The following is a 26761-nucleotide window of genomic DNA, read 5'->3' on the forward strand; positions in this document are numbered from 1 at the left end:
TGTCAGGCACCTGAAATCATCGCGCAACCAGTCGGGCACTGGCGGCCACAGCCAGCAGCAGCAGCGCGATGAGCAGAAAGGCACCGCTGAGGCTCAGCCATTGAGAAATAAATCCGATTAAGGCCGGACCTGAGAGAATACCCGCATATCCCAGCGTTGTCATGGCGGAAATCCCCAGATTCGAGGGCATATCCTGTTGATTCCCGACAGCATTGAATAACATCGGCACCGTATTAGACAAACCGAAGCCCACCAGCAGGAAAGCGAGCAGCGCCATCTGCGGCCAGGGCAGAAATACCGCCAGCGCCAGGCCAGCCGACGCGGTCAGCGCGCCCGTCAGCATCACAGGAAAACGGCCGAAGCGGTGAATAATGCGGTCGCCGGTCAGGCGGCCGATGGTCATTGCCACCGAGAAGACCGCATAGCCGAGTCCGGCGTGCGCGGTGGACATGGCGGGACGCTGCAGCAGCAGCGCGCCCCAGTCGAGCACGGCGCCTTCGGCGAGAAACAGAATAAAGCAGAGCAGGCCGAGAAAGGCGACGAAGCCGCGCGGCACCACCAGCCACGGCTGATCGGGCTGATGCAGGCGCTCGCGCATCAGCGTCGGCAGGCTGGCCGCCAGCAGCAGCGCCATCAGAAGCAGCACCAGCGCCACCGACGCCAGCGGCGACAGACCGGCGCCCAGCAGCAGGCTGATCGCGCCCGCGCCTAGAATGCCGCCGAGGCTAAAGAAGCCGTGGAAGCCAGACATCATCGGCTTGCCGGCCGCTTTTTCCACCTCGACCGCCTGCACGTTCATCGCCACGTCCAGCATGCCCAGCCCGGCGCCGAAAACCATCAGCGTCGCGGCCATCATCCACATGACCTCCAGCGTCGCCAGCAGCGGCAGCATCGCCAGAATCACCAGCGTCGAACCGAACATGACCCGGCGGCAGCCGAAGCGGCCTACCAGCGCGCCGGTTACCGGCATCGCCGCCAGCGAACCGATGCCGAGACAGAGCAGCAGCGCGCCCAGCGACGCGCCGTTCAGCGCCAGCCGCTCGCTGGCGAACGGCACCAGCGGCGCCCAGGAGGACATGCCGAGACCGGCGATAAGAAAAACGAGGCGTGTTCCCAGACTGACTCGGCTGTGAAGTTTCCTGGCTGGGGCGGCGTCCATTGCGGTCATAGTGATATTCGTGAGTAATAAAGCGACGAAGTGTAGCATCAAAGCCGCAGCCGCATGCGCTGCCGGGAAGGGCAGAGTAGCGATAAAGCGGCGTGAAAGTCGGCATTTTAACGACTTTTACCCCGTCTCTGTACTTTTCCAGAACTTTCCTGGCACCTTTCCGAAAAAGCTGATGACCTGAGCGTCACTTTTCCACCTCGCACGTTACGTTTTTAACCCGTCTGCCTGGGATAGCGATGTCAGCCACTGAATCGCCGCTATCGGTAAGGCGATGATATTCTGAACGCTTTGTGGCGATATTTTGCGGCGTGCGCAGAGGGCGTTTAAATAAGGCCAGCAACCCATGAGAGAAAGCACTTTATTACAGTGATAAATTAACATGGGGAATATTCTGGAGTTTAATTAACCAGACGTGCGATTATTAGCAATAAATGCCGGTCGTCGGCGACGTTATTTTAATGTCATTAATTAAGTTTACTGTTAAAGAGAGTGGGAAGGGCAAATGATGGGCAAAAAAATGCCGGACATACAGGTCCGGCGGGAAATTAGGGTAAACATCTCATTCGGGGTGAATGAAGGTAATAATGAAATAAATGATGATAGCGGGATCTATTGTATTCTCAGATGACGTATATGTTTTATCATTCAGTGCTCATATAACACCGTATGTAACAGCATGAAAGTAAAAGTATAAAAAACGGTTTGATATTTTGTGCGATAATTTTTATCGATACGTGCTGGTTATTAGTTCCGCAAAATTTACATCTGGAAATAACTGTTTCGCATTATGAAACAGTTTTGGAAATTTCGTAGCATTTTCGTGATGGCTTATTGCTCTTTATAAAATAACAATGGCGTGCCGGCTGAATTTTTAAGCGTTCAGCTCGCAGTGGCAAAAATAAGGCATATAACAGAGGGCAATAAAATGAAACGTCGCGTTCTCTCCCTGATGATCCCTGCGCTGCTGGTCGCAGCGGGTTCTGCAAGCGCAGCGGAAATCTACAATAAAGACGGCAACAAATTAGACCTGTTCGGTAAAGTCGACGGTCTGCACTATTTCTCAGACAACGACGGTAATGACGGCGATCAGTCTTACCTGCGCTTCGGCTTCAAAGGCGAAACCCAGATTTCCGACCAGCTGACCGGTTACGGCCAGTGGGAATATCAGGCGGCGCTGAACACGGCGGAAAGCGAAGGCACCGCTGACAGCTACACGCGCGTCGGCTTCGCCGGTATCAAATTCGGCGATGCGGGCTCGTTCGACTACGGCCGCAACTACGGCGTAGCATACGACATCGGCGCATGGACCGACGTGCTGCCGGAGTTCGGCGGCGACACCTACGGCGCGGACAACTTTATGTTCCAGCGCGGCAACGGCATGGCGACCTACCGCAACTCTAACTTCTTCGGCCTGGTAGACGGCTGGAACTTCGCCGTTCAGTATCAGGGCAAAAACGACAACCCGAGCCGCGAAACCTCTGGCCGCGACGTGCTGGGCGAGAACGGCGACGGCTGGGGCCTGAGCACCACCTACGATCTCGGCTCTGGCTTCGGCATCGGCGCTGCCATGTTCTCGTCTGACCGCACCAACAATCAGAACGGCGGCGATCCGGCCATTCTGGGTCGCGGCGACAAGGCGGAAGTTTACACTGGCGGCCTGAAGTATGACGCCAACAATATCTATCTGGCGGCGATGTACAGCCGTTCCTACAACGCCACCCGCTTCGGCTCTAGTGACGACGACATCTACGGTTTCGCTGATAAAGCGGATAACTGGGAGCTGGTGGCGCAGTATCAGTTCGACTTCGGCCTGCGTCCGTCTCTGGCGTTTGTGACCTCACGCGGCACCGACATTCAGAACTGGGGCAAACAGAACCTGAAAAAATATGTTGATGTGGGCGCGACCTACTACTTCAACAAAAACATGTCCACCTACGTTGATTACCAGATCAACCTGATGGACGACAATGACTTCACCGACGCGGCCGGCATCAACACCGACGACACCGTGGCGCTGGGTCTGGTTTATCAGTTCTAAACCGGCCAAGAGCGTAGCCTGCGGGCTACGCTCCCGTTTGCAGAATCGCCGCCAGCGCGGCGGCTAAATCCTCGGTTACCGCTTCCGCCTCTTCTCCCCGCTGCGCCCGCACGATAGCGCCTTCCGCCAGCAACATAATCTGTCCTGTTTTGCCGCGTTCACTTTGCGCCAGCCTGAGGGCGATGGCGTCCGCCATCTCTTGCTTATGTCGCCGGATCAGCGCGCTGATTTCAGGCAGACTCTCGCCCAGCTCTGCGCTGGCGTTGATAAAGGCGCAGCCGCGAAAATCCACTTCGCTAAACCAGCTTTCCAGCGCAGCGGGCAGGGCATCCTGCAGAGAGGGCGTCTGCGCCAGCGCCTGCTGGAATCCCTGCATCCAGCGCTGATGCCGCTGCTCCAGCGCCGCTGCGATCAGCTGATTTTTCGCCGGGAAGTGGCGATAGAAGGTCACCTTGGTCACACCCGCTTCTGCGATCACGCGATCGACGCCGGTGGCGCGAATGCCCTGCTGGTAGAAGAGCCGCTGCGCCGCAGCCAGGATGCGGTCGCGGGCGGCGGCGGCAGGATCGAAAACAAGCGGAGCGAGCATAATCAGGCCTTCCATTTTTTAGTAGACAGAATTGTCTACATGCAGCAGAGTAACGCAAGTAGACAAACCTGTCTACCTACTGACTTTAGCCGCAGGAGACGACAATGCTGCTTCCTCCCTTTAATGAACAGAGCGCAATCGAAAAAGTACGTATGGCGGAAGATGCCTGGAACAGCCGCGATCCGCAGCGGGTGTCGCAGGTTTATAGTCTGGAGACGCGCTGGCGCAACCGCAGCGAAAGCGTGCAGGGGCGTGACGCGGTGGTGGCGTTTCTCAGCCGCAAATGGATCAGAGAGCTGGATTACCGGCTGATCAAAGAGCTATGGGCGTGGCATGACGACCGGCTGGCGGTGCGCTTTGCCTATGAATGGCATGACGACAGCGGCAACTGGTTCCGCAGCTACGGCAATGAGAACTGGCGCTTCGGCACTGACGGCCTGATGATTGAACGTTTCGCCTGCATCAACGACCTGCCGATAGCGGCCAGCGAACGACGCTTTCATTGGCCGCTCGGCAGACGCCCGGAAGAGCATCCGGGTCTGAGCGAACTGGGGATGTAACTACGACTGCAGCGTCCGCCTGCGGCTGGCCGCAGGCGGCGTTTTTGGCTGCGGCGGGGCGCTGCCCTCAAATCCTACTCCCGCCAGGGTGAACGCGGAGAAACTCAGCCACTGCTGCCACTGACCGAGCGTTGATGATGGTTTACGCATGCTGCACCTCCCGGAATTAAACCCGGTCTAAACAGTGCAGTATTCATGCCAGCTCGATCGCTCTCACAGCCACGGATTTCCCGCCTGCTTTGCTACACTGCCGCAGCATTTTGGTGCACACCTGCTCAACGCTGGCGCGCCGCGCCCCAGTCAAGGCGCTTTTGACGCCGCTGTTGCAGCAGCTTAACAATACTGAAAATAAATAGTCCGCCTGCGAACGCGAGAATCAGATAGATCATTGGGGCCTCCTGTTATCAGCCGGTTCCCTGCCAGAGAGTGGGTCAGGCAGTGCGGGTTTACAAGCCGCTTTTGACTACTTTACTAACGACTTATGCTTTGTTTCAGGCTGGAATATAGGGTTACAGATGAGGGAAGAATGCGATACTGGAATATTCTGCTAATGACAGCGGCAGTTTGCGCCCTGAGCGCCTGCGATAGCAAAACGCCGTCGCAGGCGATGGTGCTGGAAGGCAAAACCATGGGCACGGTGTGGCGCGTGTCGCTGGCGGGCGTCGACGTCGCGCGCAAAGCCCAACTGCAGCAGGCGATCCAGCAGCAGCTTGATGCGGATGACCAGACGTTGTCGACCTGGAAAGCCGATTCCGTGCTGTCGCGCTTTAATCGCTATCAGGGCGACGCGCCGCAGCCGGTCAGCGCCGATATGGCGGATATTGTCACCGAGGCGTTGCGTATCGGCGCGAAAACCGGCGGCGCGATGGATATCACCGTGGGGCCGCTGGTGAATCTCTGGGGCTTCGGCCCGGCGAAACAGCCTGCCCACCGCCCGACGGAGGCGGAGATCGCCGCCGCGAAGGCGCAAACCGGGCTACAGCACCTGCGCGTTCTCGAAACGGTGGAGGGGCAGTGGCTGCAAAAAGATCTGCCGGGACTCTATGTCGATCTCTCTACTATGGGCGAAGGCTACGCTACCGACCATCTGGCGCGCCTGATGGAGCGCGAAGGGATCAACAACTATCTGGTTTCGGTCGGCGGGGCGGTATTGAGCCGTGGAGAGAACGCGCAGGGCGAGCGCTGGCGCGTGGCGATCCAGAAACCCACCGACAGCGAAAACGCCGTGCAGGCGCGGGTTGACTTGCAGGGGCACGGCATCAGCACATCCGGCAGCTATCGCAACTATTATGAACTGGACGGCAAACGTATTTCACACGTCATCGATCCGGCGACCGGCCGCCCCATTGAGCACAAGCTGGTCTCCGCCACGGTGATCGCCACCACGGCGCTGGAAGCTGACGGCTGGGATACCGGCCTGATGGTTCTGGGCAGCGAAAAGGCGAAGGCGCTGGCGCTGCGGCAGCAGCTGGCGGTCTACCTTATCAGTAAAGAGGACGATAAATTCGTCAGCTGGATGTCGCCGCAGTTCAAAGCCTTTCTGATCGACGGCGAGTAGCGGCGCAAGGGGGAGTTATGCTTGATCTGTTTAGTGAAGAAGCGCCGTGGCAGGAGCCGCTGGCGGACGGCGCGACCATTTTGCGACGCCGCGCGCGTGACGACGCGCCGGCGCTGATCGAGGCCCTGCTGGCGGTGGCGCAACAGAATCCGTTCCACCATCGCATCACGCCGGGCGGCCACCGCATGTCGGTGGCGATGACCAACTGCGGCGACTTCGGCTGGTCGAGCGACTCGCGCGGCTATCAGTACACCGAGCAGGATGCGGAAAATGGCCGCAAATGGCCGCCGATGCCGCCGCTGTTTCGCCAGCTGGCGCTCGACTGCGCGCGCGAGGCGGGATTCCCGCAGTTCGCGCCCGACGCCTGCCTGATCAACCGCTACGAGCCCGGCGCAAAGCTGACGCTGCATCAGGATAAAGATGAGCGCGATCTGCGTCAGCCGATCGTGTCGGTGTCGCTGGGGCTGCCGGCGGTGTTTCAGTTCGGCGGCTTCGCGCGCGGCGACGCTACCCAGCGCGTGCTGCTGGAGCATGGCGACGTGGTGGTATGGGGTGGACCGTCGCGCCTGCGCTATCACGGCATTTTGCCGCTTAAGCCCGGCGATCATCCGCTGGCTGGCGCGTTCCGCTACAACCTGACCTTCCGCCGCGCCTTCTGAGCGCGGCGCGATTGCGAATAACTATTGCTATCATTACGCATCGCTTTAAACTGCTGGCTGCTCTCCTGACTGCTGGACTTTTTTATGGCGTTGCTCAAGGTTGTTTTTCGCCAGTTTCGCTGGCCTTTTATCGGCGTGATCCTGCTGACGCTGCTCAGCGCCGTGCTCGGCATCGCCATGATTGCCTATATCAACAGCGAAATGATTTCGGCCATCAATACCTCCTTCTCCGTGCTGCCTGGCTTTTTGCTGCAGCTGGTGCTGCTGATGGCGGTGACGCTCGCCGCCCAGCTGGCGCTGACGCTGCTGGGGCACCAGTTTGTCTGGCGGCTGCGCGGCGAATTTATCAAGCGTATTCTGGATACCCGCGTCGAGCGGCTGGAGCAGATCGGCAACGCGCAGCTGCTGGCCGGACTGACCAGCGATATCCGCGCCATCACTATCGCCTTTGTCCGCCTGCCGGAGCTGATTCAGGGCATTATCATCACGCTGGGATCGGCAATTTATCTCGCCTGGCTCTCGCCTAAAATGCTGATGGTCTCCAGCCTGTGGATGGCGGTCACGCTGGTGGGCGGCTGGCTGCTGGTGTCGCGCGTTTATCGCCATATGGCGAAACTGCGCGAGGTAGAAGATGACCTCTACCGCGATTTCCAGACGGTGACGGAAGGGCGCAAAGAGCTGCACCTGAACCGCGAGCGTGCCCAGCTGATCTACGAAACCGTTTATCAGGAAGACGCGAAAGCCTATCGTCACCATATCGTGCGCGCCGATACCTACCACCTCAGCGCGGTGAACTGGTCGAATATCATGACGCTCGGCGCTATCGGCATGGTGTTTTTTATGGCCAACAGCCTGGGGTGGGCGAACACCGCGGTGGCGGCAACCTTCTCGCTGACGCTGCTGTTCCTGCGCACGCCGCTGCTGTCGGCGGTCGGCGCGCTGCCGACGCTGCTCAGCGCCCAGGTGGCGTTTCGCAAGCTTAACGCCTTCGACCTGGCGCCCCATCAGGAGGGCTTCCATACGCTGCCGCCGCTGGCGGAGTGGCACACGCTGGAGCTGCGCGACGTCTGCTTCCACTACGGACAAAACGGTTTCGAGGTCGGCCCCATCAACCTGACGCTACGACGCGGCGAGCTGGTATTTTTGATCGGCGGCAACGGCAGCGGCAAGTCGACGCTGGCGATGCTGCTGACCGGCCTCTACCAGCCGCACAGCGGCACGCTGCTGCTGGACGGCGAGCCGATTGGCGCGCAAGAGCTGGATCGCTGGCGCAAGCACTTCTCCGCCGTGTTTACCGACGTGCACCTGTTCGATCGGCTAATCGGGCGCGAAGGCGCGCCCGCGAATCCTAAGCTGGTGCAGGCCTGGCTTGAGCGCCTGAAGATGCAGGACAAGCTGAAAATCGAAGGCAACAAAATACTCAACCTGCAGCTGTCGAAAGGGCAGAGCAAGCGGGTCGCGCTGCTGCTGGCGGCGGCGGAAGAGCGCGACGTGCTGCTGCTGGACGAATGGGCGGCGGATCAGGATCCCCATTTCCGCCGCGTCTTCTATCGCGAACTGCTGCCCTGGCTGCAGGCGTCGGGCAAAACCGTGTTCGCCATCAGCCACGACGACCACTATTTTATGCATGCCGATCGTCTGCTGGAGATGCGCGAAGGCAAACTCAGCGAGCTGACCGGACGCGAGCGCGACATGGCGACGCTGGACGCGGTGCAGCGCACCGACCTCACTTATCAGCAGGAAGAAAAGGCTTAGCGAAAAGGGGACGGCGCCGGTTTTTGATTGCCTGCCACAGGACAGGTCAGCAGCGTCAGCACCCGATCCGCCTCCAGCTGAAATTCCGCCTCCAGCCGCATACCGGCGGCAAACGCCGCGCTAAAGCTGTGGTTCAGCACAAGCAGCGCTTTGCCTGCGGCGATATCCGCCTCCAGCAGGCTGGCCTGCGGAAAATCCATCGGCTGATGCAGCTGCGGCCACAGCGCTTTATACAGGCTCTCTTTCAGCGAAAACAGCAGCGTTGCAGCCTGCGAAAACGGCAGCGGCAGCGCGCGCAGCCGTGCCTCTTCCTGGTCGTTCATCAGCAGCGCGGCGGTTTCCTCTGCGGTGCGCAGGCTCATCACGCTTTCAATATCGACGCCGATGCAGAGCGGCTGCCGGGTCACGGCCAGCGCCGCCGCCCCGTCGGTGTGCGACAGCGACGCCTGCACGCCGGGCGGCCAGATGGGCGACCGGTCGCTATGGTTTTGCAGCAGAAAGTCGGGAATGCCAATCCGGCCTGTCACCTCGCGCGCCAGCCAGCGGCTGGCCAGGTACTCGGCGCGGCGCTTTTTTACCGCCTGCCGCACAGCGGGTGGAAGGGGCAGATTCCAGCGCACGCTGAAGCTGTCGTCATAGAGAGTCAGGTCGAAGCGCGCCTGCGCCAGCAGCACATCGCCACGGCGCAGATGCGCGCAGCGAATAAAGCCGCCTTCGGGAGGCGGCAGAGAAATAATGTGAGGATACATAAGGTTCCACGGCGGCGCGCAAAAGTGCATTAAAGCAGCCCGCCATGGTCGGGGCAACCGCTTAGTCGTTAGGCGGGATGGCAAAGCCCTTTACGGAAACCACGAAGTGATGGTGACCTTTAGTGATGCGCGCGCCGCGATCGCACCAGCGCGAGGCCAGGCGAAAAAAATCGTCGCTGCCGATATTGTAAGCCAGTTCCACTTTGCTGACGCCTGAATGAAGCAGTTCTTCCGCATCCTGCAGGCTTTTCGCTTTGATAACCATAGTGATATCCATCCGAAATTCAGAGGCATTAAGATTAAGGAATGTTTATGACAGTTTTGTTTCACTAAGGTTAAAAAGCGCGGCGGCCTGCGATTTTTGTGAGGAAGATCAGAGTGGATTGCACAGAATAAGCGGCTGAAAAGGGGAGTAATATTTTATCCAGCAGGTAAAAAGCTTACAGGTCACGCGGGGCTATGAGCAGTAAAAAGGCCGCGCATGGCGGCCTTTGTGGGTTACTGCTTTTGATCCGGTTCAGGACGTTTGTCGCCTGACTCGGGCGCGTTATTTGGATCGTCTTTTTCAATATAATGCATAAACTCTCCTCTTCGTTACCCACACAGAACTCAGTATAGACCATGTTTCTGCACGCAGAGAGCGGAAGCCGAAGGAGGCGGAGCGTATGTGTCTGGGCGCAAGAGAGAAAAGGCTAACGGCAGGTATAAAAAAAGCAGCCTTAACAGGCTGCTTTAGTTGGGAATTTTGGTCGGCACGAGAGGATTTGAACCTCCGACCCCTGACACCCCATGACAGTGCGCTACCAGGCTGCGCTACGTGCCGAACAGTGGGGCTTAGTCTACTGTTTCTCTGGCGGAATGCAAGCAGCAGCCGTCTAACTGCCTCATAAATAATCAGTTAGCGATAAAACGCTTCTCTTCCGTCAGCACCTGCAGCAATAAGGCCAGCTGCGGCTTATGATCTTTCAGGGCGTTGCCCCTGGCATCGTAAGCGCGATAGCTGCCGTTATTGTTGAGCACCAGCGTCACCTGCGGCGTCGTCACCACCAGACGATTATCTTCGCTGCTGGCGACCCAGTCGTGTCGGCGCTGTGCGGCGAAGAGATCTTCCCCTTGCGAATAGTTCACCGGGTTGGTGCGCACGTGCAGCAGGCGCTGCATCAGCGTCGCCATCACATCCTGATGATCGGTAAGGCGATCGATGGTCTGCGCAGGGGTGTCCGGCCAGTGGATCACCAGCGGAACCTGCAGGTTCGCGCGGTTGCCCACGCTATCAAGGTTGCCGTCCAGCGCAATACCCTGCTGCGCGGTGATCACCACCACGGTATTTTTCAGCAGATCGCGCTGCTCCAGCGTGGCGAGCACTGTATGAATTTGCTCATCGATGGCGGCAGTCTGACGCAGGTAGCTACGCTGACGCGTTTTCGCCGGGGCGCCGCTCAGATCGACGCCGTCCAGCGCCAGCCAGGAGAACCACGGATTACCGTCGCCTTTCTGTCCGTTCAGCCAGTTCTGCCACTGGGTGACGGTGCTGGCGTTAGGCTGGCTGTCAGTCGCGGGCAGGCTATAGTCCGTCAGCAGCGCCTGGCGATAGAGCGGCTGGTTGAAGCCTTCGGAGGAGAAAAGGCCGAACTGGTAGCCCTGCGAACTTAATGCGCCGAGCAGCGCCGACGGCATGCGCGCCGACAGCACCCCGTCCATATAACTGGCGGAAATGCCGTAGAACAGGCCAAACAGCCCTTTCTCCGGCAGGTCGCCCGCGCTAAAGTGCTGGGTAAAGCGCAGGTTGTCGCTGGCGAACTGATTAAGCTGCGGCAGCGCTTTCGCCATATCGCCAGCGTTCAGCGACTTCACGGTGATCACCAGCAGGTTATTGCGCGTGCCGCCGTCGCGGAAGGCGATATCGCTGAGCGGATACTGCACCGACACCGCTTCCGGATCGCCCTGCTGAATCAGGCGCTGCTGGTAAGCCTGCGCGTCCAGCAGACCGTGGCGCTCCAGAAAGCGTCGTGCGGTCATCGGATAGGAGAGCGGCAGATTGGCGCGCTGCATGGTGATCGGACGATAGAAGTTGGCGTCGGCCCAGATATAGAGCAGATGGCTGGCGAAAAAGGCGGTGATAAACAGCGCCGCCAGCGGCTTGCCGAACGAGCGCCGGTTCAGGCTGCGCAGCTTCTGCCAGCTCCAGGTGGCGAACAGCATCTCCACGAGGAAAATCAGCGGCACGCTGATAAACATCAGCTGCCAGTCGCGCGCCATCTCGCTCTGGTCAGGGTTGATAACCAGCTCCCACACCACCGGATTAAGGTGGAGATGGAAGCGGTTGAACACCGCGCTGTCGACCATAATCAGCGTCAGTCCGACGGTGGCGATAATCGCCGACAGGACGCGCAGCAGCCGCTGCGACATCACCACGAAGGTGAGCGGAAATATCGCCAGCAGATAAACGGCGAACACAATAAAGCTGAAGTGGCCGATCCAGCTGCTGAAGGCGTAAATGCGCCCCGCGAGCGACGCGGGCCAGTCGGCGACCACCAGATAGCGGCTGCCTAAAATCAACGCGAATAAAATATTAAACAGAGCAAACCAGTGCCCCCAGCTGATCATCTGGGAGACTTTTTCGCGGTAGCGCTGCCGGTTGGTTACCATATTATGCGATCAAATCAGCGATTAATGGGCGTTGTCGTCGCGTACGGAGGCCTGCAGGGCTTCCGCGAAAGAACGTGCCAGCGAACGGCGCTGCGCCGGCGCAACGTCGCTGTTGATCACGTTGGTCACCATATTTCCCAGCACCATCAGGGAAAGGTCGGTCGGCGCATTGTCTTTCTGCAGCACCTGGGCCAGTTGCGCGAGGAGTTTCTCCACGCGTTCGTCGCTGTAACGGGATGATTGTGGCATATCGTCGACTAATCTCGTTTCAAAAGGCGGTATAGTACCGTAACGACAGGGTTTTTACCGCAATTTTATCGAAAGCGCATCGATCGGCTAAAGCATGGAGTTGAAAGCCGATGCGGGCGGTGTTTGAATACGCGCCTGAACTAAAAGGAGAGTCTACCATGAGTCTGGATATCGACCAGATTGCCCTGCATCAGCTGATCAAGCGCGACGAGAATCAGCTTGAGCTGGTACTGCGCGATACGCTGCTGCCCGCCAACGCCACCGTGGAAGCGATGGTAGAAGAGCTGCACCGCGTCTACAGCGCGAAAAACAAAGCCTACGGCCTGTTTAACGAAGAGAGCGAACTGGCGGAGGCGCTGCGCAACTGCCGCAAAGGCAATGACGACTTCCTGGCGTTCAGCCGCGCGGCGACCGGTCGCCTGCGCGACGAGCTGGCTAAATATCCTTTCGCCGAAGGCGGAGTAGTGCTGTTTGTGCACTATCGCTATCTGGCGGTGGAATATCTGCTGATCGCGGTGCTCAACAGCCAGCGCAGCATGCGCGTCAACGAGCAGCTCGACATCAGCAGCACGCACTATCTCGATATTAACCATGCCGACATTGTGGCGCGCATCGATCTGACCGAATGGGAGCTGACGCCGGAATCCACCCGCTATCTGACCTTCCTGCGCGGACGCGTAGGGCGCAAGGTCGCCGATTTCTTTATGGATTTCCTCGGCGCCAGCGTCGGTCTGGATACCAAAGCGCAGAACCGCGGGCTGCTGCAGGCGGTGGACGACTACTGCGCGGAATCGGAGCTGGATAAAAGCGAGCGGCAGAACTATCGCCAGCAGGTTTACAGCTACTGCAACGAACAGCTACAGGCGGGCGAGGAGATTGCGCTGGAGGATCTGTCGAAGGAGTTGCCGCCGCTCGGCGAGAAGTCCTTTCAGGCCTTTACCCAGGAGCAGGGCTACGAGCTGGAAGAGCATTTCCCGGCGGATCGCAGCACGCTGCGTCAGCTGACCAAATTCGCCGGCAGCGGCGGCGGTCTGACGCTCAATTTTGACGCCGGGCTGCTGGGCGAGCGCGTTTTCTGGGATCCGGCTACCGACACCTTAACCATCAAAGGCACGCCGCCGAACCTGCGCGATCAGCTGCAGCGTCGCACCAGCGGCAAGTAGGCCTTCAGCCAGCCAAAAAAAAACGCCGCATAAGCGGCGTTTTTTATGTCGATTCGCAGGCGATTACGCGCGTACGAAGTCGATGTGGTGCAGTTTTGGCTTGAACGGGTGACGCTGAACGGCCTGCACTTTAACGTTGGTTTCTTTACCGTCGACAACCAGAGTCAGCACGTCGGTGTAGAAGCCTGGTTTGGTCTGCAGGTTCATCACAGAGTCGTGATCCAGTTCGATAGAAACAGCGGCTTCGCTGCCACCATAGATGATGGCCGGGAATTTGTTCGCTGTGCGCAGGCGGCGGCTCGCACCCTTACCCTGCTCTTTACGTACTTCTGCGTTGATGGTCAACATGGTTATGTCTCTTCAATAATTCCTGCTACAGGCGACCCAGCAGCAGGCAGGTTGTTCAAAGGCGATTGCGAATGCAAAAGCGGGCGGCAGTATAGCGGTAATGGGCGGGGCGGGCAAATGATTCCGCCGCTTAGCGCAGCTCATTGGCGCGGCGGAAGCGGCCCTGATAGTCGAAAACTTTCTCGCGCACCTGCCAGAACTGTCCTTTCGCGCGCGCCACCACGAAATCGGGATGGCGCAGCAGCGGCTGCAGCGCCACCACGTCGGCGGCGGTCTGCCAGCCGAGCGGTACGCCCGGCGCACGCTGATGCGGCCGCATAAAAAGCTGCTCGAACGCCTTGCGCTGCGCGGGCGTGCGCAGGCGGAAGCGCTCGTCGACGCTGGTGCCGTCTTCGTCGAAATAGCTCGCCTTCAGCCACTCGCCCTTGTCGTCGCGGCCGTGCGTCAGCGTCATGCCGCCGCAGCGCAGCACCAGCGCGTCCTTGAGCTTTAGCGCCGCCTTCAGCATATCGTCGGGATCGACCAGAATTTTGTCGCACTGGTGACAGCGCCGCGCCGCGATATCGTTTTCCGCGCCGCAGTCGGGGCAGCTTTTAAAGCGAAAGCGAAAATCGCACTGCTCGCGGTGGCCTTCGTCATCTTCCAGCACCCCCTGACAGCGGCGGCCGAAGTGCTCGATAATCATGCCGTCCGCCGTGGTTTTGCCCCAGAAGGTGTTGGCGAAGCCGCAGGCGGGACAGAACACCTGCACCGGCTCATTGTCGCTGGCGCCTTTCGGCGCGCCCACTTCCGGGGTAAAGAGATCGTGCGGGTTACCGGCGTAGTCCAGAATCAGGCAGTCAGTTTTGCCGGGCGACAGGCGCAGCCCGCGCCCGACGATCTGCTGATAGAGGCTGACCGACTCGGTGGGACGCAAAATGGCGATCAGATCGACGTGGGGCGCATCGAAGCCGGTCGTCAGCACCGCGACGTTGACCAGAAACTTCAGCTGCTGCGCCTTAAAGGCGGCGATGGTGGCGTCGCGCTCTTTCGCCGGCGTCTCTGCCGAAATCAGCGCGCTGTTGGCGGGCAGCAGCGACAGGATCTCGCGTGCGTGCTCCACCGTCGAGGCAAACACCATCACGCCGCGCCGATCCTCGGCGAACTCCACGATCTGGCTGATGATATGCGGCGTAACGCGCTGCTGCTGCTTCAGCTCGCGATTAAGATCCGCCTCGCTGAAAAGGCCATTAGCCTGCGCCGTCAGACGGCTGAAATCGTACTGCACTACCGGCATATCGAGCCGCTCCGGCTCCACCAGAAAGCCGTGCTTGATCATGTAGCGCAGCGGCAGCTCGTAGATGCAGTCGCGGAACAACGCCTTCTCATCGCCGCGCACCATGCCGTGATAGTGGAAGTGATAGATCCAGCCCTTGCCGAGTCGAAACGGGGTCGCGGTCAGGCCCAGCAGGCGCAGTTGCGGGTTATGCTGGCGCAGGTGGCTGAAGATCTGCTGATACTGGCTGTTGTCATCATCGCTGATGCGGTGGCACTCGTCGACGATCACCAGCGAAAAGGCGCTGTCGAACTGCGCCAGATTGCGCGCCACCGACTGCACGCTGCCGAACACCACCTTGCGCTGGCTCTCTTTGCGCTGCAGGCCGGCGGCGAAGATATCCGCTTCCAGCCCGTAAGCCTGATATTTGCCGTGGTTCTGCTCCACCAGCTCTTTGACATGCGCCAGCACCAGCACGCGTCCGCGCGCCAGCCGCGCCAGCTCGGCGATCACCAGGCTTTTGCCTGCGCCGGTTGGCAGCACGATCACCGCCGGTTCGGCGTGACGACGAAAATGGTTGAGGGTCGCGTTAACCGCGTCTTGCTGATAGGGACGTAGAGTAAAAGCCATGGCCGATCACTTTTGCGAAACTGAGCGAGATTATGCCATGAAAATGGATGAAACGCAGGAACGGCTCTGTGCGGCAGCGTTGGTTCAGGCTATACTTCCCGCACTTTTTCAACGGGTAAAACCCCGTTTCAGTTTCCCTCCGCAGTAACAGGCAAAGCGAATTCATGCGACTCGATAAATTCATCTCTCAGCAACTGGAAGTCAGCCGGGCTATCGCCTGTCGTGAAATCCGGGGGCAAAAAGTCACCGTTAATGGCGAAGTGGTGCGCGACACCGCCTTTAAAATCCAGCCCGAGCATGAGGTGGAATATGACGGCAATCCGCTGCAGCTGCAGGTAGGCCCGCGCTACTTTATGCTGAACAAGCCGCAGGGCTATGTCTGCTCCACCGACGATCCCGATCACCCGACCATCCTCTACTTTATCGAAGAGCCGACCGCGTGGAAGCTGCATGCCGCGGGACGCCTCGATATCGACACCACCGGGCTGGTGCTGTTGACCGACGACGGTCAGTGGTCGCACCGCATTACCTCGCCGCGCCACCACTGCGAGAAAACCTACCGCGTGACGCTGGAGCATCCCGTGGCTGCGGATGTGGCGCAGCAGTTTGCCGAGGGCATTCAGCTGCACGGCGAAAAGTCGCTGACCCAGCCGGCGCAAATGGAAGAAATTACGCCGACCGAGGTGCTGCTGACCCTCAGCGAAGGGCGCTACCATCAGGTGAAGCGCATGTTCGCCGCGGTCGGCAACCGCGTGGTCGGGCTGCATCGCGAACGTATCGGCGGCATCGTGCTGGATGACGATCTTGAGCCGGGCGAATATCGTCCGCTGACGGAAGATGAAATTAACAGCGTCGGGCTGCCCGACGAGTTAAAACAGAAATAGCGGAGCGGCCGTGCGTAAGGATAAAAATTCAGCTGCGGGACTGGTGGTGATTCTGGGATTGCTGGCGATGCTGATGCCGCTTTCCATCGATATGTACCTGCCTGCCATGCCGCAGATCGCCCGCGAATTCGGCGTGTCGGCAGGCAGCGTGCAGATGACGCTTAACCTCTATATCCTGGGGTTCGCCATCGGCCAGCTGGTCTACGGCCCGCTGGCGGACAGCTACGGCCGTAAGCCGGTGATCGTGCTCGGCACGCTGATTTTCGCCTGCGCGGCGGCCGCCTGCGCGCTGGCGCAGACCATCGACCAGCTGATTCTGATGCGCTTTCTGCACGGCCTTTCCGCGGCGGCGGCCAGCGTGGTGATCAACGCCCTGATGCGCGACAGCTACTCGAAAGAGGATTTCTCGCGCATGATGTCGTTTGTCATGCTGATCACCACCATCGCGCCGCTGCTGGCGCCGATCATCGGCGGCTGGCTGCTGCTGGCGTGGAACTGGCACGCCATTTTCTGGACGCTGTCGATCGCCGCGCTGATCACCACCGTGATGGTGATGACGCAGATCCGCGAGACGCTCAGGCCGGAGCAGCGCCAGCGTTTTCATCTGCGCACCATGCTGGGCAATTTCATTACGCTGTTCCGCCACAAGCGCGCCTTCAGCTATATGCTGGCGAGCGGCTTCTCGTTTGCCGGGCTGTTTACCTTTCTTAACGCCGGTCCTTTCGTCTATATCGAGGTTAATCACGTTTCGCCGCAGAACTTCGGCTACTACTTCGCGCTGAACGTGGTGTTTCTGTTCGTGATGACGCTGATCAACAGCCGCGCGGTGCGCCGCTTTGGTCCGCTGGCGATGTTCCGCGCCGGACTGATAATCCAGTTTGCGATGGGCATCTGGCTGCTGGCGGTGAGTGCGCTGCATATGGGATTCATTCCGCTGGTGCTGGGCGTCGCAATGTTTATCGGCTGCGTGTCGGTGGTCTCCTCCAACGCGATGGCGGTGATCCTTGACGAGTTTCCCCATATGGCGGGCACCGCATCGTCGCTGGCGGGTACGCTGCGGTTTGGCGTCGGCGGGCTGGTGGGCGCGCTGCTGTCGACGGCCAGTTTTAACAGCGCCTGGCCGATGGTGGGCACCATCGCGGCGTGCGCCACGCTCTCTGTGCTGTTTTTTATCTATGCATCGCGCCCGCGCGCGATCAGACACTAACCCGATCGTTCTTTCAGGCAGCTGACAAAGCCAGAAAAGCCGGGTGGCATGGCCCGAAGAGCAAAGCGTCCCGCGCGTTGGCCGGTAACGGGCGTACCACAGGGATGAGGTGCGTATTTGCGCGGGCCGAGCGAGCATGGATGCCATGGACTTTGCGATCGGACCCTGTCACTCTGTGTTGATGCCGCTGCAAAATAATCTCTTTTCTCCGCTTCGTTTCCCTATATCCAGCCTAATATGTTTCTTAGTTGTGAACATTAATGATTAAGAAAGTAACCAGAATGCGTCTAAACTGATTGTTAACTGTCGATGAACGCGGTACTAATAGGCCAAAATGCGAGCTGACTCGCAAAAAACAATCTTTCCGCACACCGTATGTTGGGAAACGAGAGAGCAAGCCTTGACGTCCGTTTCTGCCGTTTAGCAGCAACAGCAAGCGCTGTTCATCGTGACTGAAGTTAATCGCTCTGGGGATATCAATTAACTATGCTGCAACTTTCCATCGTGCATCGTCTGCCGCAGCGCTATCGCTGGGCCAGCGAGCTACATAGCGCCATCGTGGCGGAAGAGGGCGTCGCCAATGAGCAGGATCTCATTGCGCTGCGCCTGATTAGCCACGACGGGCACCCCGGCTGGGAAATTATGCATCAGCTGCAGGACGCGCTGGCGTCGATTCAGGTCGAGTGCCGCGTGGCGGAGTGCGAAGGCTCGCCATGCCTCTTTATCCTGCGCAGCGACGAAAGCGCCACCAGCTGCTGCCTGAAAAACCAGGGCGTGGCGATCGCGGAAACCTTCAACGGTCACTAAGCTGCGCCGAGGCCAGCAGCTCGCGCGTATAATCTGCAGCGGGCGCGGCGAACAGCCTCTCGCAGTCGCCATGCTCTACCACTTCGCCCTGGCGCAGCACCATCACCTGATGGCACAGCGAGCGCACCACCTGCAGATCGTGACTGATAAAGAGATAGGTCAGCTGGCGCTGCTGCTGCAGGCTGCGCAACAGCGTGAGGATCTGTTTCTGCACCGAGCGATCCAGCGACGAGGTCGGCTCATCCAGCACCAGCAATTGCGGCTCCAGCACCAGCGCGCGGGCGATGGCGATGCGCTGCCGCTGACCGCCGGAAAACTCCGCTGCATAGCGGTGACGGCTCTCCGCCTCTAATCCCACTTCCTCCATCGCCGCGATAACGCGCGCTTGCTGTTCCGCGGCGCCGAGAGCGGGCTGATGCACCGCCAGCCCCTCAGCAATAATCTGCTGCACCGTCATACGCGGATTGAGCGAGGAGTTTGGATCCTGAAATACCACCTGAATGCGGCGGCGCAGCGGCAGCAGCGCCTTGCGCGACAGCGCATGCAGCGGCTGGCCGTCAAACCAGATTTCGCCCTGCGCGGCGAGCAACCGCAGCAGTGCCAGTCCGGTGGTGCTTTTGCCGGAGCCGGATTCGCCTACCAACCCCAGGCTCTCGCCGCGGCGCAGGGTAAAGCTGAGGTTGCTGACGGCGACATTTTCCGCCACCTGCCGTCTGAAAAGGCCGCGCCGCACCGGAAAGCCGACGCGCAGATTGCGCACCTGCAGCAGCGGCAGCGCGTCGTCGCGCAGCGGCACGGCGCGGCCTTCCGGCTCCGCCGCCAGCAGCTGTCGCGTATAGGGATGCTGCGGCTGGCTGAAGAGCAGACCGCTGCTGCTCTGCTCGACGATTCTGCCCTGACGCATCACGCTGACGCTGCCCGCCAGCTGGCGCACGATGCCCAAATCATGAGTGATAAACAGCATGGCCATGTTGCGTTCGCGCTGCAGATCGCGCAGCAGCCGCAGGATTTGCGCCTGAACGGTCACGTCGAGCGCGGTGGTCGGCTCATCGGCAATCAGCAGCGCCGGCTCTGTCAGCAGCGCCATGGCGATCATCACGCGCTGGCGCTCGCCGCCGGAGAGCTGATGAGGGAAATCATTCAGCCGCGCGGCGGCGTTGCGGATGCCGACCCGATCGAGCGCGCTGAGGATCTCCCCGCGCGCCGCCTCGCGCCGCATGCCGCGATGCAAAGAGAGCACTTCGTAAAGCTGCTTCTCGATGGTGTGCAGCGGGTTGAGAGAGACCATCGGCTCCTGAAAGATCATCGCCATCTGGTTGCCGCGCAGCGCGCGCAGCCGCCGCTCGCCAACGCGCAGCAGATCCTCGCCGTTAAACAGAATCTCGCCGGCGGGGTAGCTCGCCGGCGGCGCGGGCAGCAGCTGCATCGCCGCAAGCGCCGTCACGCTTTTGCCCGATCCCGACTCGCCGACCAGCGCCAGGGTTTCGCCCGCGTCGACGCTGAGGGAAACCTCCTCGACCACGTTGCGCGTCACGCCGCCGCGGGAAAAGGCGACGGAAAGATGATGAATGGCAAGCAGCGACATCGTCACACTCCTCTGGCCGGATCGAAGGCGTCGCGTACCGCTTCGCCGATAAATATCAGCAGCGACAGCAGGATCGCCAGCGTAAAGAAGCCTGCCAGCCCCAGCCACGGCGCCTGCAAATTATTTTTGCCCTGCAGCAGCAGTTCGCCAAGCGACGGCGATCCCACCGGCAGACCAAAGCCGAGAAAGTCGAGCGAGGTCAGGGTGGCGATCGATCCGCACAGGATAAAGGGCAGAAAGGTGAGGGTGGCGACCATCGCATTGGGCAGCATATGCCGCAGCATAATGCGCCCGTCGCTAACGCCCAGCGCCCGCGCGGCGCGGATATAGTCAAAGTTACGCGTGCGCAGAAACTCGGCGCGCACCACGCTGACCAGCCCCATCCAGCCGAAGATGACCGTGACCAGCAGCAGCCACCAGAAGTTGGGCTGGATCACGCTGGAGAGCAGGATCAGTAAAAACAGCGCGGGCATGCCGGACCAGACCTCGATCACGCGCTGGCCGATCAGATCGACGCGGCCGCCGAAATAGCCCTGAACCGCGCCGACGATAATGCCGATGACGCTGGAAAACAGCGTCAGCAGAATGCCGAACAGCAGCGAAATGCGCGTGCCGTAGAGCAAGCGCGCCAGCACGTCGCCGCCGCTGGCGTCGGTGCCCAGCCAGTTCTGCGCCGAGGGCGGCGAAGGGAAGGGGGCCGAAGTGGCGAAGTTAATAGTGCTATCGCTAAAGCGGATCGGCGCCCACAGCGCCCAGCCCTGCTGCTCCAGCCGTTTTTGCAGCCAGGGATCCTGATAGTCGGCGGCGGTGGGTAGCGCGCCGCCGAAATCGCTTTCGCTGTAGCTCACCAGCAGCGGCACGAACCAGCGCTGCTGATAGCGGACCAGCAGCGGCTTCTCGTTCGCCAGCAGATCGGCGCCGAGCGACAGCGCGAAGATAACCAGAAAGATCCACAGCGACCAGTAGCCGCGTCGGTTGTGGCGGAAGCGCAGCCAGCGCTGCTGATTAACGGGAGACAAGCGCATCAGCGGCCCTCGAAATCGATACGGGGATCGACCAGCGTATAGGTCAGATCGCTGAGAATATTCATCAGCAGCCCAATCAGGGTGAAAATATAGAGCGTGCCGAACATCACCGGGTAGTCGCGCTGGATAGTGGCGTCGTAGCCCAGCAGGCCCAGTCCGTTCAGCGAGAACATCACCTCGATCAGCACCGAGCTGGTAAAAAACATGCCGATAAAGGTGGCGGGAAAGCTGGCGATCACCAGCAGCATGGCGTTACGGAAAACGTGATGATACAGAATGCGCCGCTCGCTGACCCCTTTGGCACGCGCCGTCACCACATACTGCTTGCGGATCTCATCCAGGAAGCTGTTTTTAGTCAGCATGGTCAGGGTGGCGAAACCGCCAATTACCGTCGCCAGCACAGGCAGGCTGATGTGCCACAGGTAGTCGCCGATTTTGCCGTACCAGGAGAGCGAGTCAAATTGCGGCGAGGTCAGGCCGCGCAGCGGAAACCAGTCGAAATAGCTGCCGCCTGCGAACAGCACGATCAGCATGATGCCGAACAGAAAGGCGGGCACCGAGTAGCCGATGATGATAAAGGTGCTGCTCCAGACGTCAAAGGCGCTGCCGTTGCGCACCGCTTTTTTAATGCCCAGCGGAATCGACACCAGATAGATAATCAGGGTGCTCCATAGCCCCAGGCTGATGGAAACCGGCAGGCTCTCTTTGATCAGCTGCAGCACCGATGCGCTGCGGAACAGGCTGTCGCCGAAGTCGAAGCGCACATAGTTCCACAGCATCTCGACGTAGCGCTGCCACATCGGCTTGTCGAAGCCGTAGCGCTTTTTGATTTCCGCGATGACTTCCGGATCGAGCCCGCGCGCGCCGCGGTACTCACTGTCGCCGGGGCCGACGCGGTTGAGGGCGCCGCGCGCGCCGCTTTCTCCGCCGCCCGGCAGGCCGGTGGTCTGGCCGAACTGAATGTTGGCCAGCGCCTGATCGACCGGGCCGCCGGGCGCGATCTGCACGATAAAGAAGTTCAGCGTGATAATCGCCCACAGCGTGGGGACAATTAACAGCAGTCTGCGCAAGAAATAGGCGGCCAACTCAGGCTCCTCAGCGTCGTTCAGCCGGCAAACGCGCGGCTTTGTTCACGTCATACCACCAGCTTTCCAGCCCGCTGGCGAAGGCGGGCTTGACGGCGGGATGGGAAAACTTATCCCAGTAGGCCATACGATCTTCCGCGTTGTACCACATCGGGATCATATAGGCATTCCATAACAGGATGCGATCCAGCGCCTGGCCGAGCGGCAGCAGCTCCGCTTTGTCGCCCTGATGCGCCACAATCGCTTTAACAAAGTGATCGACCAGCGGATCTTTTAGCCGCGCGCTGTTCCAGGAGGAGTCGATGTAGTCGGACTGCCAGCTGACCTGCAAATCGGAACTGGGGATGGGCATCGCCAGATAGACCCTGGCGGTCATATCGTAATCGCCTTCGCGCAGCCGGCGCAGATACTGGGAAGCGTCCACCACGCGCAGCGTCAGGCTGATGCCGAGGCGCGACAGGCTATGCTGCAGCGGCAGCGCCCAGTCGTTAGTGGCGCCGCTGCGCAGCAGCAGCTCGATGCGCAGCGGCTGACCGCTCTGAGCGTTCACCAGCTGCTGGTTTTTTACCTGCCAGCCCGCCTGCCGCAGCAGATCCAACGCTTTCAGCAGATTCGCGCGATCGTAGCCGCTGCCGTCGGTGCGCGGCGGCGCGTAGGGCATGGTGAAGAGTTCCGGCGGCAGCCGATCTTTAAACGGCGCCAGCAGCGCCTGCTGCGCGGCGTCCGGCAGGCCGTGCGCGGCGTATTCGGTATTTTGAAAATAGCTGCTGACCCGCTGATAGGCGCCGTAGAACAGTGCCTTATTCATCCACTCGAAGTCGAACGCCAGCGTCAGCGCCTGGCGCACCCGACGATCGCGGAACGGCGCCTTTTCGTTGTTGATGGCCAGCCAGGTGGTATTGGTCGACGCCTGGTTAGGCGTGGACTCTTTGATAATCTGCTGATTGTCGAAATTGCGGCCGCGATACTGGGTCGCCCACTTTTTGGCGGAGCCCTCCTCGCGCAGGTCGAACGCGCCCGCCTTAAAGGCTTCGAAGGCGACATTATCGTCAAGGTAGTAGTCGTAGCGCAGCGTATCGAAATTGAACCGCCCGCGGTTCACCGGCAGATCCGCCGCCCAGTAATTTTTCACCCGGCTGTACTCGATATACTGACCCAGCTTATAGCGGCTGATGCGGTAGGGGCCGCTGGAGAGCGGCGGGGCGCTCAGCGGCTCGTTGAACTTTTTATTCTGCCAGTCGCGCTGCGACAGCACCGGCAGCGTCAGCAGCCCCAGCATTAAATCCCGGTCTGGCTTCGGCAGATCGATGCGCACGCGCTGGCCGTCCAGCGCCTTTACCGTCGCGCCGCGATAAATCACGCGAAACTGCGGCACGCCTTCATGCATAAACTTAGCGAAGGTAAAGGCGACGTCCGACGCGGTAATGGGCGTGCCGTCATGAAACCGCGCGCGCGGATTGAGGCGAATCTCCATCCAGCGGAAGTCGTCGGCATAGCGCGCCGACTCGGCGACAAGCGGATAGTAGCTGCCCGGCTCGTCGTCGGAAGAGGTAAACAGGCGATCGTAGAGCGTCTCGGTGCCTGCGCCGGGATTGCCGCGCGAGGCGTAACGGTTAAAGTTATCGTAAGTGCCTACTACTGCCTGAGTAAGCTGGCCGCCTTTTGGCGCGGCGGGATCCGCATAGTCGAAGTGGCTGAAGCCGGGCGCGTATTTCGGTTCGCCCAGCGTGGCGAAGGCGCGGCTTTCGCGCACGACTTCCGCGCGCAGCGGCGCGCAAAGGGCCATTAACAGCAGCAGCGATATCAGGCGAAACAGCATAGGATTCAGGTTCTCCCGTGGTTATTCGCAGGCTAGCGTAGCAGTTTCCGGTGCGGCCAGCTATCCCGCCAGCGTCGCCAGGCTGCGGCTGCGGTAATAGTCGATTAGCCGGTCCGGCTTGAGCGGTCGGCTAAAAAGGTAGCCCTGCATATGGCTGACGCCGTGTTGCACCAGCCAGGCCGCCTGCTCGCCGGTTTCCACGCCTTCGGCGACGGTTTTCAGGTTCAGCTTCTTCGCCAGATGGAGCACCGCGTCCAGCACCGGGGAGTTCAGGGTTTGCGTCCCGATGCTCTGCACGAAGCCGCGATCGATCTTGATATAGTCGAAGGGATATTTTTCCAGATAGATCAGCGCGCTGTGGCCGGTGCCGAAATCGTCTATCGCAATCTGAATATCGTTCTGATGCAGCCAGGCGAAAACCTCGCCGGCATTTTTATCGCGAACCATGGTGCGTTCGGTCACTTCAAACACGTAGCTGAAATGATTATCCGGCATCGCGGCGATCCAGCGCTTAACGTCCTGTTGAAAACTCTCCGACGCCAGATGCAGCGGCGAAAGATTCAGGCTCATATGGGTGCCGGCGGGCACGTAGGGATTGAGCCGGTGCGCGTCGCGCGCCACCAGCTCAAACAGATGACGCGTTAGCGGAATAATCAGGTTCAGCGACTCGGCGTAGCTGATAAACATATCCGGCGGGATAAGGCCTTCGCTGGGGTGGTTCCAGCGCAGCAGCGCTTCCAGCCCGTAGGCGCGGCCGCTAAGGGTGCTGATCAGCGGCTGATACTCGACGTGAAACTCGCCGCGTTTGATGCCGAGCAGGATCTCTTTGCCGGGACGCTGGTTCATCGACAGCAGCAGCCAGCAGCCGCCGCCTACCAGCAGCGACAGCAAAATGCCGCTCAGCACGATCATCTGAATATCGCGCATCGATACCGTATCGCCATAGAGAACAAACTGCAGCGGATAGCCGTCGAACGCCAGCTGCATCAGCGGCTGCGGCGGCAGGTCGCTCTTCGCGATCGTAGCAGGCTGCCAGCTGGCGAGCGCGCTGTTCTGCGCCACCAGCGCCATGCCGGAAATTTCCGGATGGTAAGAGGCCAGCAGCTGATAGGGCGTCAGGTTAAGGTTGATGGTAGCGAGCACGCCGGACTGTACGCTTTGCGGATTGCGCAGCCAGAGAGCGAAGACCGGCTTGCCGGGCTGTAACGGCGTGCCGCTCAGCAGACGAAGATCGCGATCGCGGCTGAGATCGGTCTGGTCGGAAATGGCGTTGAGCGGCAGGTGAAACGCGCCGGTCGCCGAGGAGCAAAAAGCGTAGCCTTCGCGCACCAGCAAAATCGCCCGCAGATCGCCGGCGAAGGCGGCACGAGAGGTCAGTTCCTGGCTGATGGCGTGACAGTCGAAACGGCTAAAAGAGAGAAGGGGATTCAGGGTATGGGTGACTAATCTGTCCAGCGACTGCTGTAGCGCATCGCGGCTGTCGTGCAGCAGCTGTTGATGCTGTAGCTGCCGCTTATGCCAGATGAATGTCAGCAAAATCAGGGTAAACAGAATAAAGAACAGGCTACCGAAAATCGCGCTGCTCCAGGCAATGCGGCGAGGATAGGTGGCCTGGCGCATCAGCGCCCTGGACAATGGCATGAAGTGCTTTCCCCTTGTCTTATCTTTTATTATTGACTGTGCACGACTGCTCTCTGGCGAAGGCCATGAGAATATAACGAGAAGGCAGGAAATGTCTCGTTATTCTTCTGATAAACAATCACTTTTACGTGATTACTATGCAATTATCCGGTGCAGGGGCGAAAAAAAACGCTGCCGAAGCAGCGTTCTGTTTTCTCTGGCTGAGAAACGATCGAAGGTCAGGAATCAGCTGGGATTGCGGCTTAATACCCGACGCCCCTCGCGGTAGCGTTTTTTCCAGTAGCTGTCGTTCAGGCTGGAAATCATCACGCCGCTGCTGGTGGACGCGTGGACGAAGTTATCGTTGCCGAGATAGATCCCCACGTGACGACCGGTTGAGCCGGCACGGAACAGCACCAGATCGCCGGGACGCAGCTTGCCGCGTGAAATCTCGCTGCCGGTGTCCTGCTGTTCAGAGGTTGAACGCGGCAGCTCTAAACCGAACTGGTCGCGAAAAGTGCGCTGAACGAAAGCGGAACAGTCGATGCCGCGTTTGGTGTCGCCGCCGAGACGGTAACGAACGCCTTTCCAGTCGGCGTATTGCTCCATGATGCGGGACTTAACATCCACGCTCCGCACCATCTCTTCAAATTCATCCTGAGACGCCTGAAGTAAAAAACCATTCTGGTTGTTAACTTCATGATTCTCGTTTTTTGCGTGTTGACCGGTACTGCTGCATGCCGAGAGGAGTGTTGCCAGCGCCACTGCAGGCACAATCCGCCAGATATATCTCAGTATTGGTTGAGACTTGACCATTGTTCGTATATTCCTTCGATGTCCTTACGACAGAATGTCGCCAGCCAGATGACAAAACGGATTGAGATTAATAAGCGCTGCTCTCTAAGACAATTCCTTAATTACTAAAATGTGTTAACGAACACGTTTTTGTATAAAAAGGAGCCGAATTTTCTGCTGCCATACCCTCAACGCCTTGGAGGTTAACCGATTCCAGACGCCGTGGCGAGTGGTTTTACGTAATTTCTAATAGCTTTTTTTGATGTGAAATCAGTCTTTAACAGACTGGTTACTTTATCCGCAATTTTGGAAAATTATCCTTAAAATAAGGACATCAAATGGGGTCAATTCTTCGGGTAGGGCGCTTTTTAAGAGCTTTAGCGCTGGACAGCGTGGGAGAAAGCGCCTTTATCAGCAGAAAACATCATAATATTTTCTATATATCGCTATATGGTTAGCTTGCTAATAATACTGGCGGGATTTTAATAAGCGCGGAGAGATAAGAATATGGCCATTCTTCACTCCGCGCTTATCAATAGATTTGAGATTTAATTACCTGCGGCT

General features: G+C 59.4%; 24 protein-coding genes and 1 tRNA gene. 9 read left to right on the forward strand and 16 right to left on the reverse strand.

What is annotated here, in order from left to right; genetic code table 11:
- Window positions 1-16: 16 nt before the first annotated feature.
- The gene (locus tag B3229_RS19830; RefSeq protein WP_286873729.1) at window positions 17-1168 is read right to left on the reverse strand and encodes an MFS transporter; all 1152 of its coding nucleotides are present in this window, start codon (window positions 1166-1168) and stop codon (window positions 17-19) included.
- Window positions 1169-2093: 925 nt separating this feature from the next.
- On the opposite strand from B3229_RS19830, the gene ompC reads away from it, so the two are divergent.
- Window positions 2094-3206, forward strand: coding sequence for a porin OmpC (gene ompC / locus B3229_RS19835; protein ID WP_286873733.1), 1113 nt, complete (start codon window positions 2094-2096; stop codon window positions 3204-3206).
- 25 nt (window positions 3207-3231) lie between these two features.
- On the opposite strand, the gene B3229_RS19840 is transcribed toward ompC, so the two are convergent.
- Window positions 3232-3795: a TetR/AcrR family transcriptional regulator gene (locus B3229_RS19840; RefSeq protein ID WP_286873735.1), complete on the reverse strand. Its 564-nt coding sequence runs from the start codon at window positions 3793-3795 to the stop codon at window positions 3232-3234.
- Between the two features lie 104 nt (window positions 3796-3899).
- On the opposite strand from B3229_RS19840, the gene B3229_RS19845 reads away from it, so the two are divergent.
- Window positions 3900-4355, forward strand: a complete 456-nt coding sequence (locus tag B3229_RS19845) for a nuclear transport factor 2 family protein (protein ID WP_286873738.1) — start codon at window positions 3900-3902, stop codon at window positions 4353-4355.
- On the opposite strand, the gene B3229_RS19850 is transcribed toward B3229_RS19845, so the two are convergent.
- The gene (locus tag B3229_RS19850; RefSeq protein ID WP_286873741.1) at window positions 4356-4505 is read right to left on the reverse strand and encodes a hypothetical protein; all 150 of its coding nucleotides are present in this window, start codon (window positions 4503-4505) and stop codon (window positions 4356-4358) included.
- A gap of 400 nt (window positions 4506-4905) precedes the next feature.
- Here B3229_RS19850 and apbE point away from each other — a divergent pair, with 400 nt between their 5' ends.
- From apbE to B3229_RS19865, 3 genes are all read left to right on the forward strand, one after another.
- Window positions 4906-5913: an FAD:protein FMN transferase ApbE gene (gene apbE / locus B3229_RS19855; RefSeq protein ID WP_286873743.1), complete on the forward strand. Its 1008-nt coding sequence runs from the start codon at window positions 4906-4908 to the stop codon at window positions 5911-5913.
- 17 nt (window positions 5914-5930) lie between these two features.
- Window positions 5931-6572: a DNA oxidative demethylase AlkB gene (gene alkB, locus B3229_RS19860; protein WP_033750400.1), complete on the forward strand. Its 642-nt coding sequence runs from the start codon at window positions 5931-5933 to the stop codon at window positions 6570-6572.
- An 84-nt stretch (window positions 6573-6656) separates the two neighbouring features.
- A complete protein-coding gene (locus tag B3229_RS19865; RefSeq protein ID WP_033750397.1) occupies window positions 6657-8327 on the forward strand; it encodes a multidrug ABC transporter permease/ATP-binding protein in 1671 nt (556 codons plus the stop codon).
- Here the strand turns inward: B3229_RS19865 and B3229_RS19870 are convergent.
- From B3229_RS19870 to B3229_RS19890, 5 genes are all read right to left on the reverse strand, one after another.
- Window positions 8324-9076 carry a 4'-phosphopantetheinyl transferase family protein gene (locus B3229_RS19870; RefSeq protein ID WP_286873749.1) on the reverse strand — a complete coding sequence of 251 codons (753 nt, stop codon included), beginning with the start codon at window positions 9074-9076 and terminating at the stop codon, window positions 8324-8326. The genes B3229_RS19865 and B3229_RS19870 overlap by 4 nt on opposite strands.
- A 61-nt stretch (window positions 9077-9137) precedes the next feature.
- A complete protein-coding gene (locus B3229_RS19875; RefSeq protein ID WP_033750392.1) occupies window positions 9138-9341 on the reverse strand; it encodes a hypothetical protein in 204 nt (67 codons plus the stop codon).
- Window positions 9342-9822: 481 nt separating this feature from the next.
- Window positions 9823-9899 (reverse strand) — tRNA-Pro (locus B3229_RS19880).
- A gap of 71 nt (window positions 9900-9970) precedes the next feature.
- A complete protein-coding gene (yejM, locus tag B3229_RS19885; RefSeq protein WP_286873751.1) occupies window positions 9971-11725 on the reverse strand; it encodes an LPS biosynthesis-modulating metalloenzyme YejM in 1755 nt (584 codons plus the stop codon).
- A 21-nt stretch (window positions 11726-11746) separates the two neighbouring features.
- Window positions 11747-11974, reverse strand: coding sequence for a YejL family protein (locus B3229_RS19890; RefSeq protein ID WP_033750387.1), 228 nt, complete (start codon window positions 11972-11974; stop codon window positions 11747-11749).
- Window positions 11975-12132: 158 nt separating this feature from the next.
- On the opposite strand from B3229_RS19890, the gene yejK reads away from it, so the two are divergent.
- Window positions 12133-13137: a nucleoid-associated protein YejK gene (yejK, locus tag B3229_RS19895; protein ID WP_033791618.1), complete on the forward strand. Its 1005-nt coding sequence runs from the start codon at window positions 12133-12135 to the stop codon at window positions 13135-13137.
- 63 nt (window positions 13138-13200) lie between these two features.
- Here the strand turns inward: yejK and rplY are convergent, their stop codons facing one another.
- On the reverse strand, window positions 13201-13485 hold the full coding sequence (gene rplY / locus B3229_RS19900; RefSeq protein WP_033750384.1) for a 50S ribosomal protein L25: 285 nt from the start codon (window positions 13483-13485) through the stop codon (window positions 13201-13203).
- Between the two features lie 130 nt (window positions 13486-13615).
- A complete protein-coding gene (locus B3229_RS19905) occupies window positions 13616-15370 on the reverse strand; it encodes a DEAD/DEAH box helicase (protein ID WP_286873756.1) in 1755 nt (584 codons plus the stop codon).
- Window positions 15371-15534: 164 nt separating this feature from the next.
- Between B3229_RS19905 and rsuA the strand changes: the two genes are divergently transcribed.
- The 3 genes from rsuA to B3229_RS19920 all read left to right on the forward strand — a co-directional run bounded on the left by rsuA (window position 15535) and on the right by B3229_RS19920 (window position 18268).
- Window positions 15535-16254 carry a 16S rRNA pseudouridine(516) synthase RsuA gene (rsuA, locus tag B3229_RS19910; RefSeq protein WP_048781484.1) on the forward strand — a complete coding sequence of 240 codons (720 nt, stop codon included), beginning with the start codon at window positions 15535-15537 and terminating at the stop codon, window positions 16252-16254.
- Window positions 16255-16264: 10 nt separating this feature from the next.
- Window positions 16265-17461, forward strand: a complete 1197-nt coding sequence (locus B3229_RS19915; RefSeq protein WP_048781483.1) for a Bcr/CflA family multidrug efflux MFS transporter — start codon at window positions 16265-16267, stop codon at window positions 17459-17461.
- Between the two features lie 486 nt (window positions 17462-17947).
- The gene (locus B3229_RS19920) at window positions 17948-18268 is read left to right on the forward strand and encodes a hypothetical protein (protein WP_033750373.1); all 321 of its coding nucleotides are present in this window, start codon (window positions 17948-17950) and stop codon (window positions 18266-18268) included.
- Here the strand turns inward: B3229_RS19920 and yejF are convergent.
- The 6 genes from yejF to mepS form a co-directional block, all read right to left on the reverse strand.
- Entirely contained in the window at window positions 18255-19859 is a 1605-nt protein-coding gene (gene yejF / locus B3229_RS19925; protein WP_286873762.1) for a microcin C ABC transporter ATP-binding protein YejF, read from the reverse strand. The genes B3229_RS19920 and yejF overlap by 14 nt on opposite strands.
- Complete coding sequence (locus B3229_RS19930; RefSeq protein WP_193390068.1) at window positions 19856-20881, reverse strand: ABC transporter permease; 1026 nt, start codon at window positions 20879-20881, stop codon at window positions 19856-19858. Before B3229_RS19930 ends, yejF begins: the two co-directional genes overlap by 4 nt.
- On the reverse strand, window positions 20878-21963 hold the full coding sequence (locus B3229_RS19935; protein ID WP_286873764.1) for a microcin C ABC transporter permease YejB: 1086 nt from the start codon (window positions 21961-21963) through the stop codon (window positions 20878-20880). Before B3229_RS19935 ends, B3229_RS19930 begins: the two co-directional genes overlap by 4 nt.
- A 10-nt stretch (window positions 21964-21973) precedes the next feature.
- The gene (locus B3229_RS19940; RefSeq protein ID WP_286873766.1) at window positions 21974-23782 is read right to left on the reverse strand and encodes an extracellular solute-binding protein; all 1809 of its coding nucleotides are present in this window, start codon (window positions 23780-23782) and stop codon (window positions 21974-21976) included.
- A gap of 60 nt (window positions 23783-23842) precedes the next feature.
- The gene (locus B3229_RS19945) at window positions 23843-25423 is read right to left on the reverse strand and encodes a cyclic di-GMP phosphodiesterase (RefSeq protein WP_286873769.1); all 1581 of its coding nucleotides are present in this window, start codon (window positions 25421-25423) and stop codon (window positions 23843-23845) included.
- Between the two features lie 225 nt (window positions 25424-25648).
- Window positions 25649-26218 (reverse strand): bifunctional murein DD-endopeptidase/murein LD-carboxypeptidase, encoded by a 570-nt coding sequence (mepS, locus tag B3229_RS19950; RefSeq protein ID WP_065426286.1) that lies wholly within the window; start codon window positions 26216-26218, stop codon window positions 25649-25651.
- Window positions 26219-26761: the final 543 nt, after the last annotated feature.

This window comes from Pantoea sp. UBA5035, from assembly GCF_002415245.1.
In the GTDB taxonomy this organism is placed as follows: domain Bacteria; phylum Pseudomonadota; class Gammaproteobacteria; order Enterobacterales; family Enterobacteriaceae; genus Pantoea; species Pantoea septica.

Bases quoted from the DNA above. Each gene is read 5' to 3' on its own strand.
- B3229_RS19920 (WP_033750373.1), top strand. From the start codon at position 17,948: ATGCTGCAACTTTCCATCGTGCATCGTCTGCCGCAGCGCTATCGCTGG.
- ompC (WP_286873733.1), top strand. From the start codon at position 2,094: ATGAAACGTCGCGTTCTCTCCCTGATGATCCCTGCGCTGCTGGTCGCA.
- yejK (WP_033791618.1), top strand. From the start codon at position 12,133: ATGAGTCTGGATATCGACCAGATTGCCCTGCATCAGCTGATCAAGCGC.
- B3229_RS19865 (WP_033750397.1), top strand. From the start codon at position 6,657: ATGGCGTTGCTCAAGGTTGTTTTTCGCCAGTTTCGCTGGCCTTTTATC.
- B3229_RS19870 (WP_286873749.1), bottom strand. From the start codon at position 9,076: ATGTATCCTCACATTATTTCTCTGCCGCCTCCCGAAGGCGGCTTTATT.
- apbE (WP_286873743.1), top strand. From the start codon at position 4,906: ATGACAGCGGCAGTTTGCGCCCTGAGCGCCTGCGATAGCAAAACGCCG.
- B3229_RS19945 (WP_286873769.1), bottom strand. From the start codon at position 25,423: ATGCCATTGTCCAGGGCGCTGATGCGCCAGGCCACCTATCCTCGCCGC.
- B3229_RS19940 (WP_286873766.1), bottom strand. From the start codon at position 23,782: ATGCTGTTTCGCCTGATATCGCTGCTGCTGTTAATGGCCCTTTGCGCG.
- B3229_RS19850 (WP_286873741.1), bottom strand. From the start codon at position 4,505: ATGCGTAAACCATCATCAACGCTCGGTCAGTGGCAGCAGTGGCTGAGT.
- mepS (WP_065426286.1), bottom strand. From the start codon at position 26,218: ATGGTCAAGTCTCAACCAATACTGAGATATATCTGGCGGATTGTGCCT.
- rsuA (WP_048781484.1), top strand. From the start codon at position 15,535: ATGCGACTCGATAAATTCATCTCTCAGCAACTGGAAGTCAGCCGGGCT.
- B3229_RS19905 (WP_286873756.1), bottom strand. From the start codon at position 15,370: ATGGCTTTTACTCTACGTCCCTATCAGCAAGACGCGGTTAACGCGACC.
- B3229_RS19875 (WP_033750392.1), bottom strand. From the start codon at position 9,341: ATGGTTATCAAAGCGAAAAGCCTGCAGGATGCGGAAGAACTGCTTCAT.
- rplY (WP_033750384.1), bottom strand. From the start codon at position 13,485: ATGTTGACCATCAACGCAGAAGTACGTAAAGAGCAGGGTAAGGGTGCG.
- alkB (WP_033750400.1), top strand. From the start codon at position 5,931: ATGCTTGATCTGTTTAGTGAAGAAGCGCCGTGGCAGGAGCCGCTGGCG.
- yejM (WP_286873751.1), bottom strand. From the start codon at position 11,725: ATGGTAACCAACCGGCAGCGCTACCGCGAAAAAGTCTCCCAGATGATC.
- B3229_RS19830 (WP_286873729.1), bottom strand. From the start codon at position 1,168: ATGACCGCAATGGACGCCGCCCCAGCCAGGAAACTTCACAGCCGAGTC.
- B3229_RS19890 (WP_033750387.1), bottom strand. From the start codon at position 11,974: ATGCCACAATCATCCCGTTACAGCGACGAACGCGTGGAGAAACTCCTC.
- B3229_RS19845 (WP_286873738.1), top strand. From the start codon at position 3,900: ATGCTGCTTCCTCCCTTTAATGAACAGAGCGCAATCGAAAAAGTACGT.
- B3229_RS19840 (WP_286873735.1), bottom strand. From the start codon at position 3,795: ATGCTCGCTCCGCTTGTTTTCGATCCTGCCGCCGCCGCCCGCGACCGC.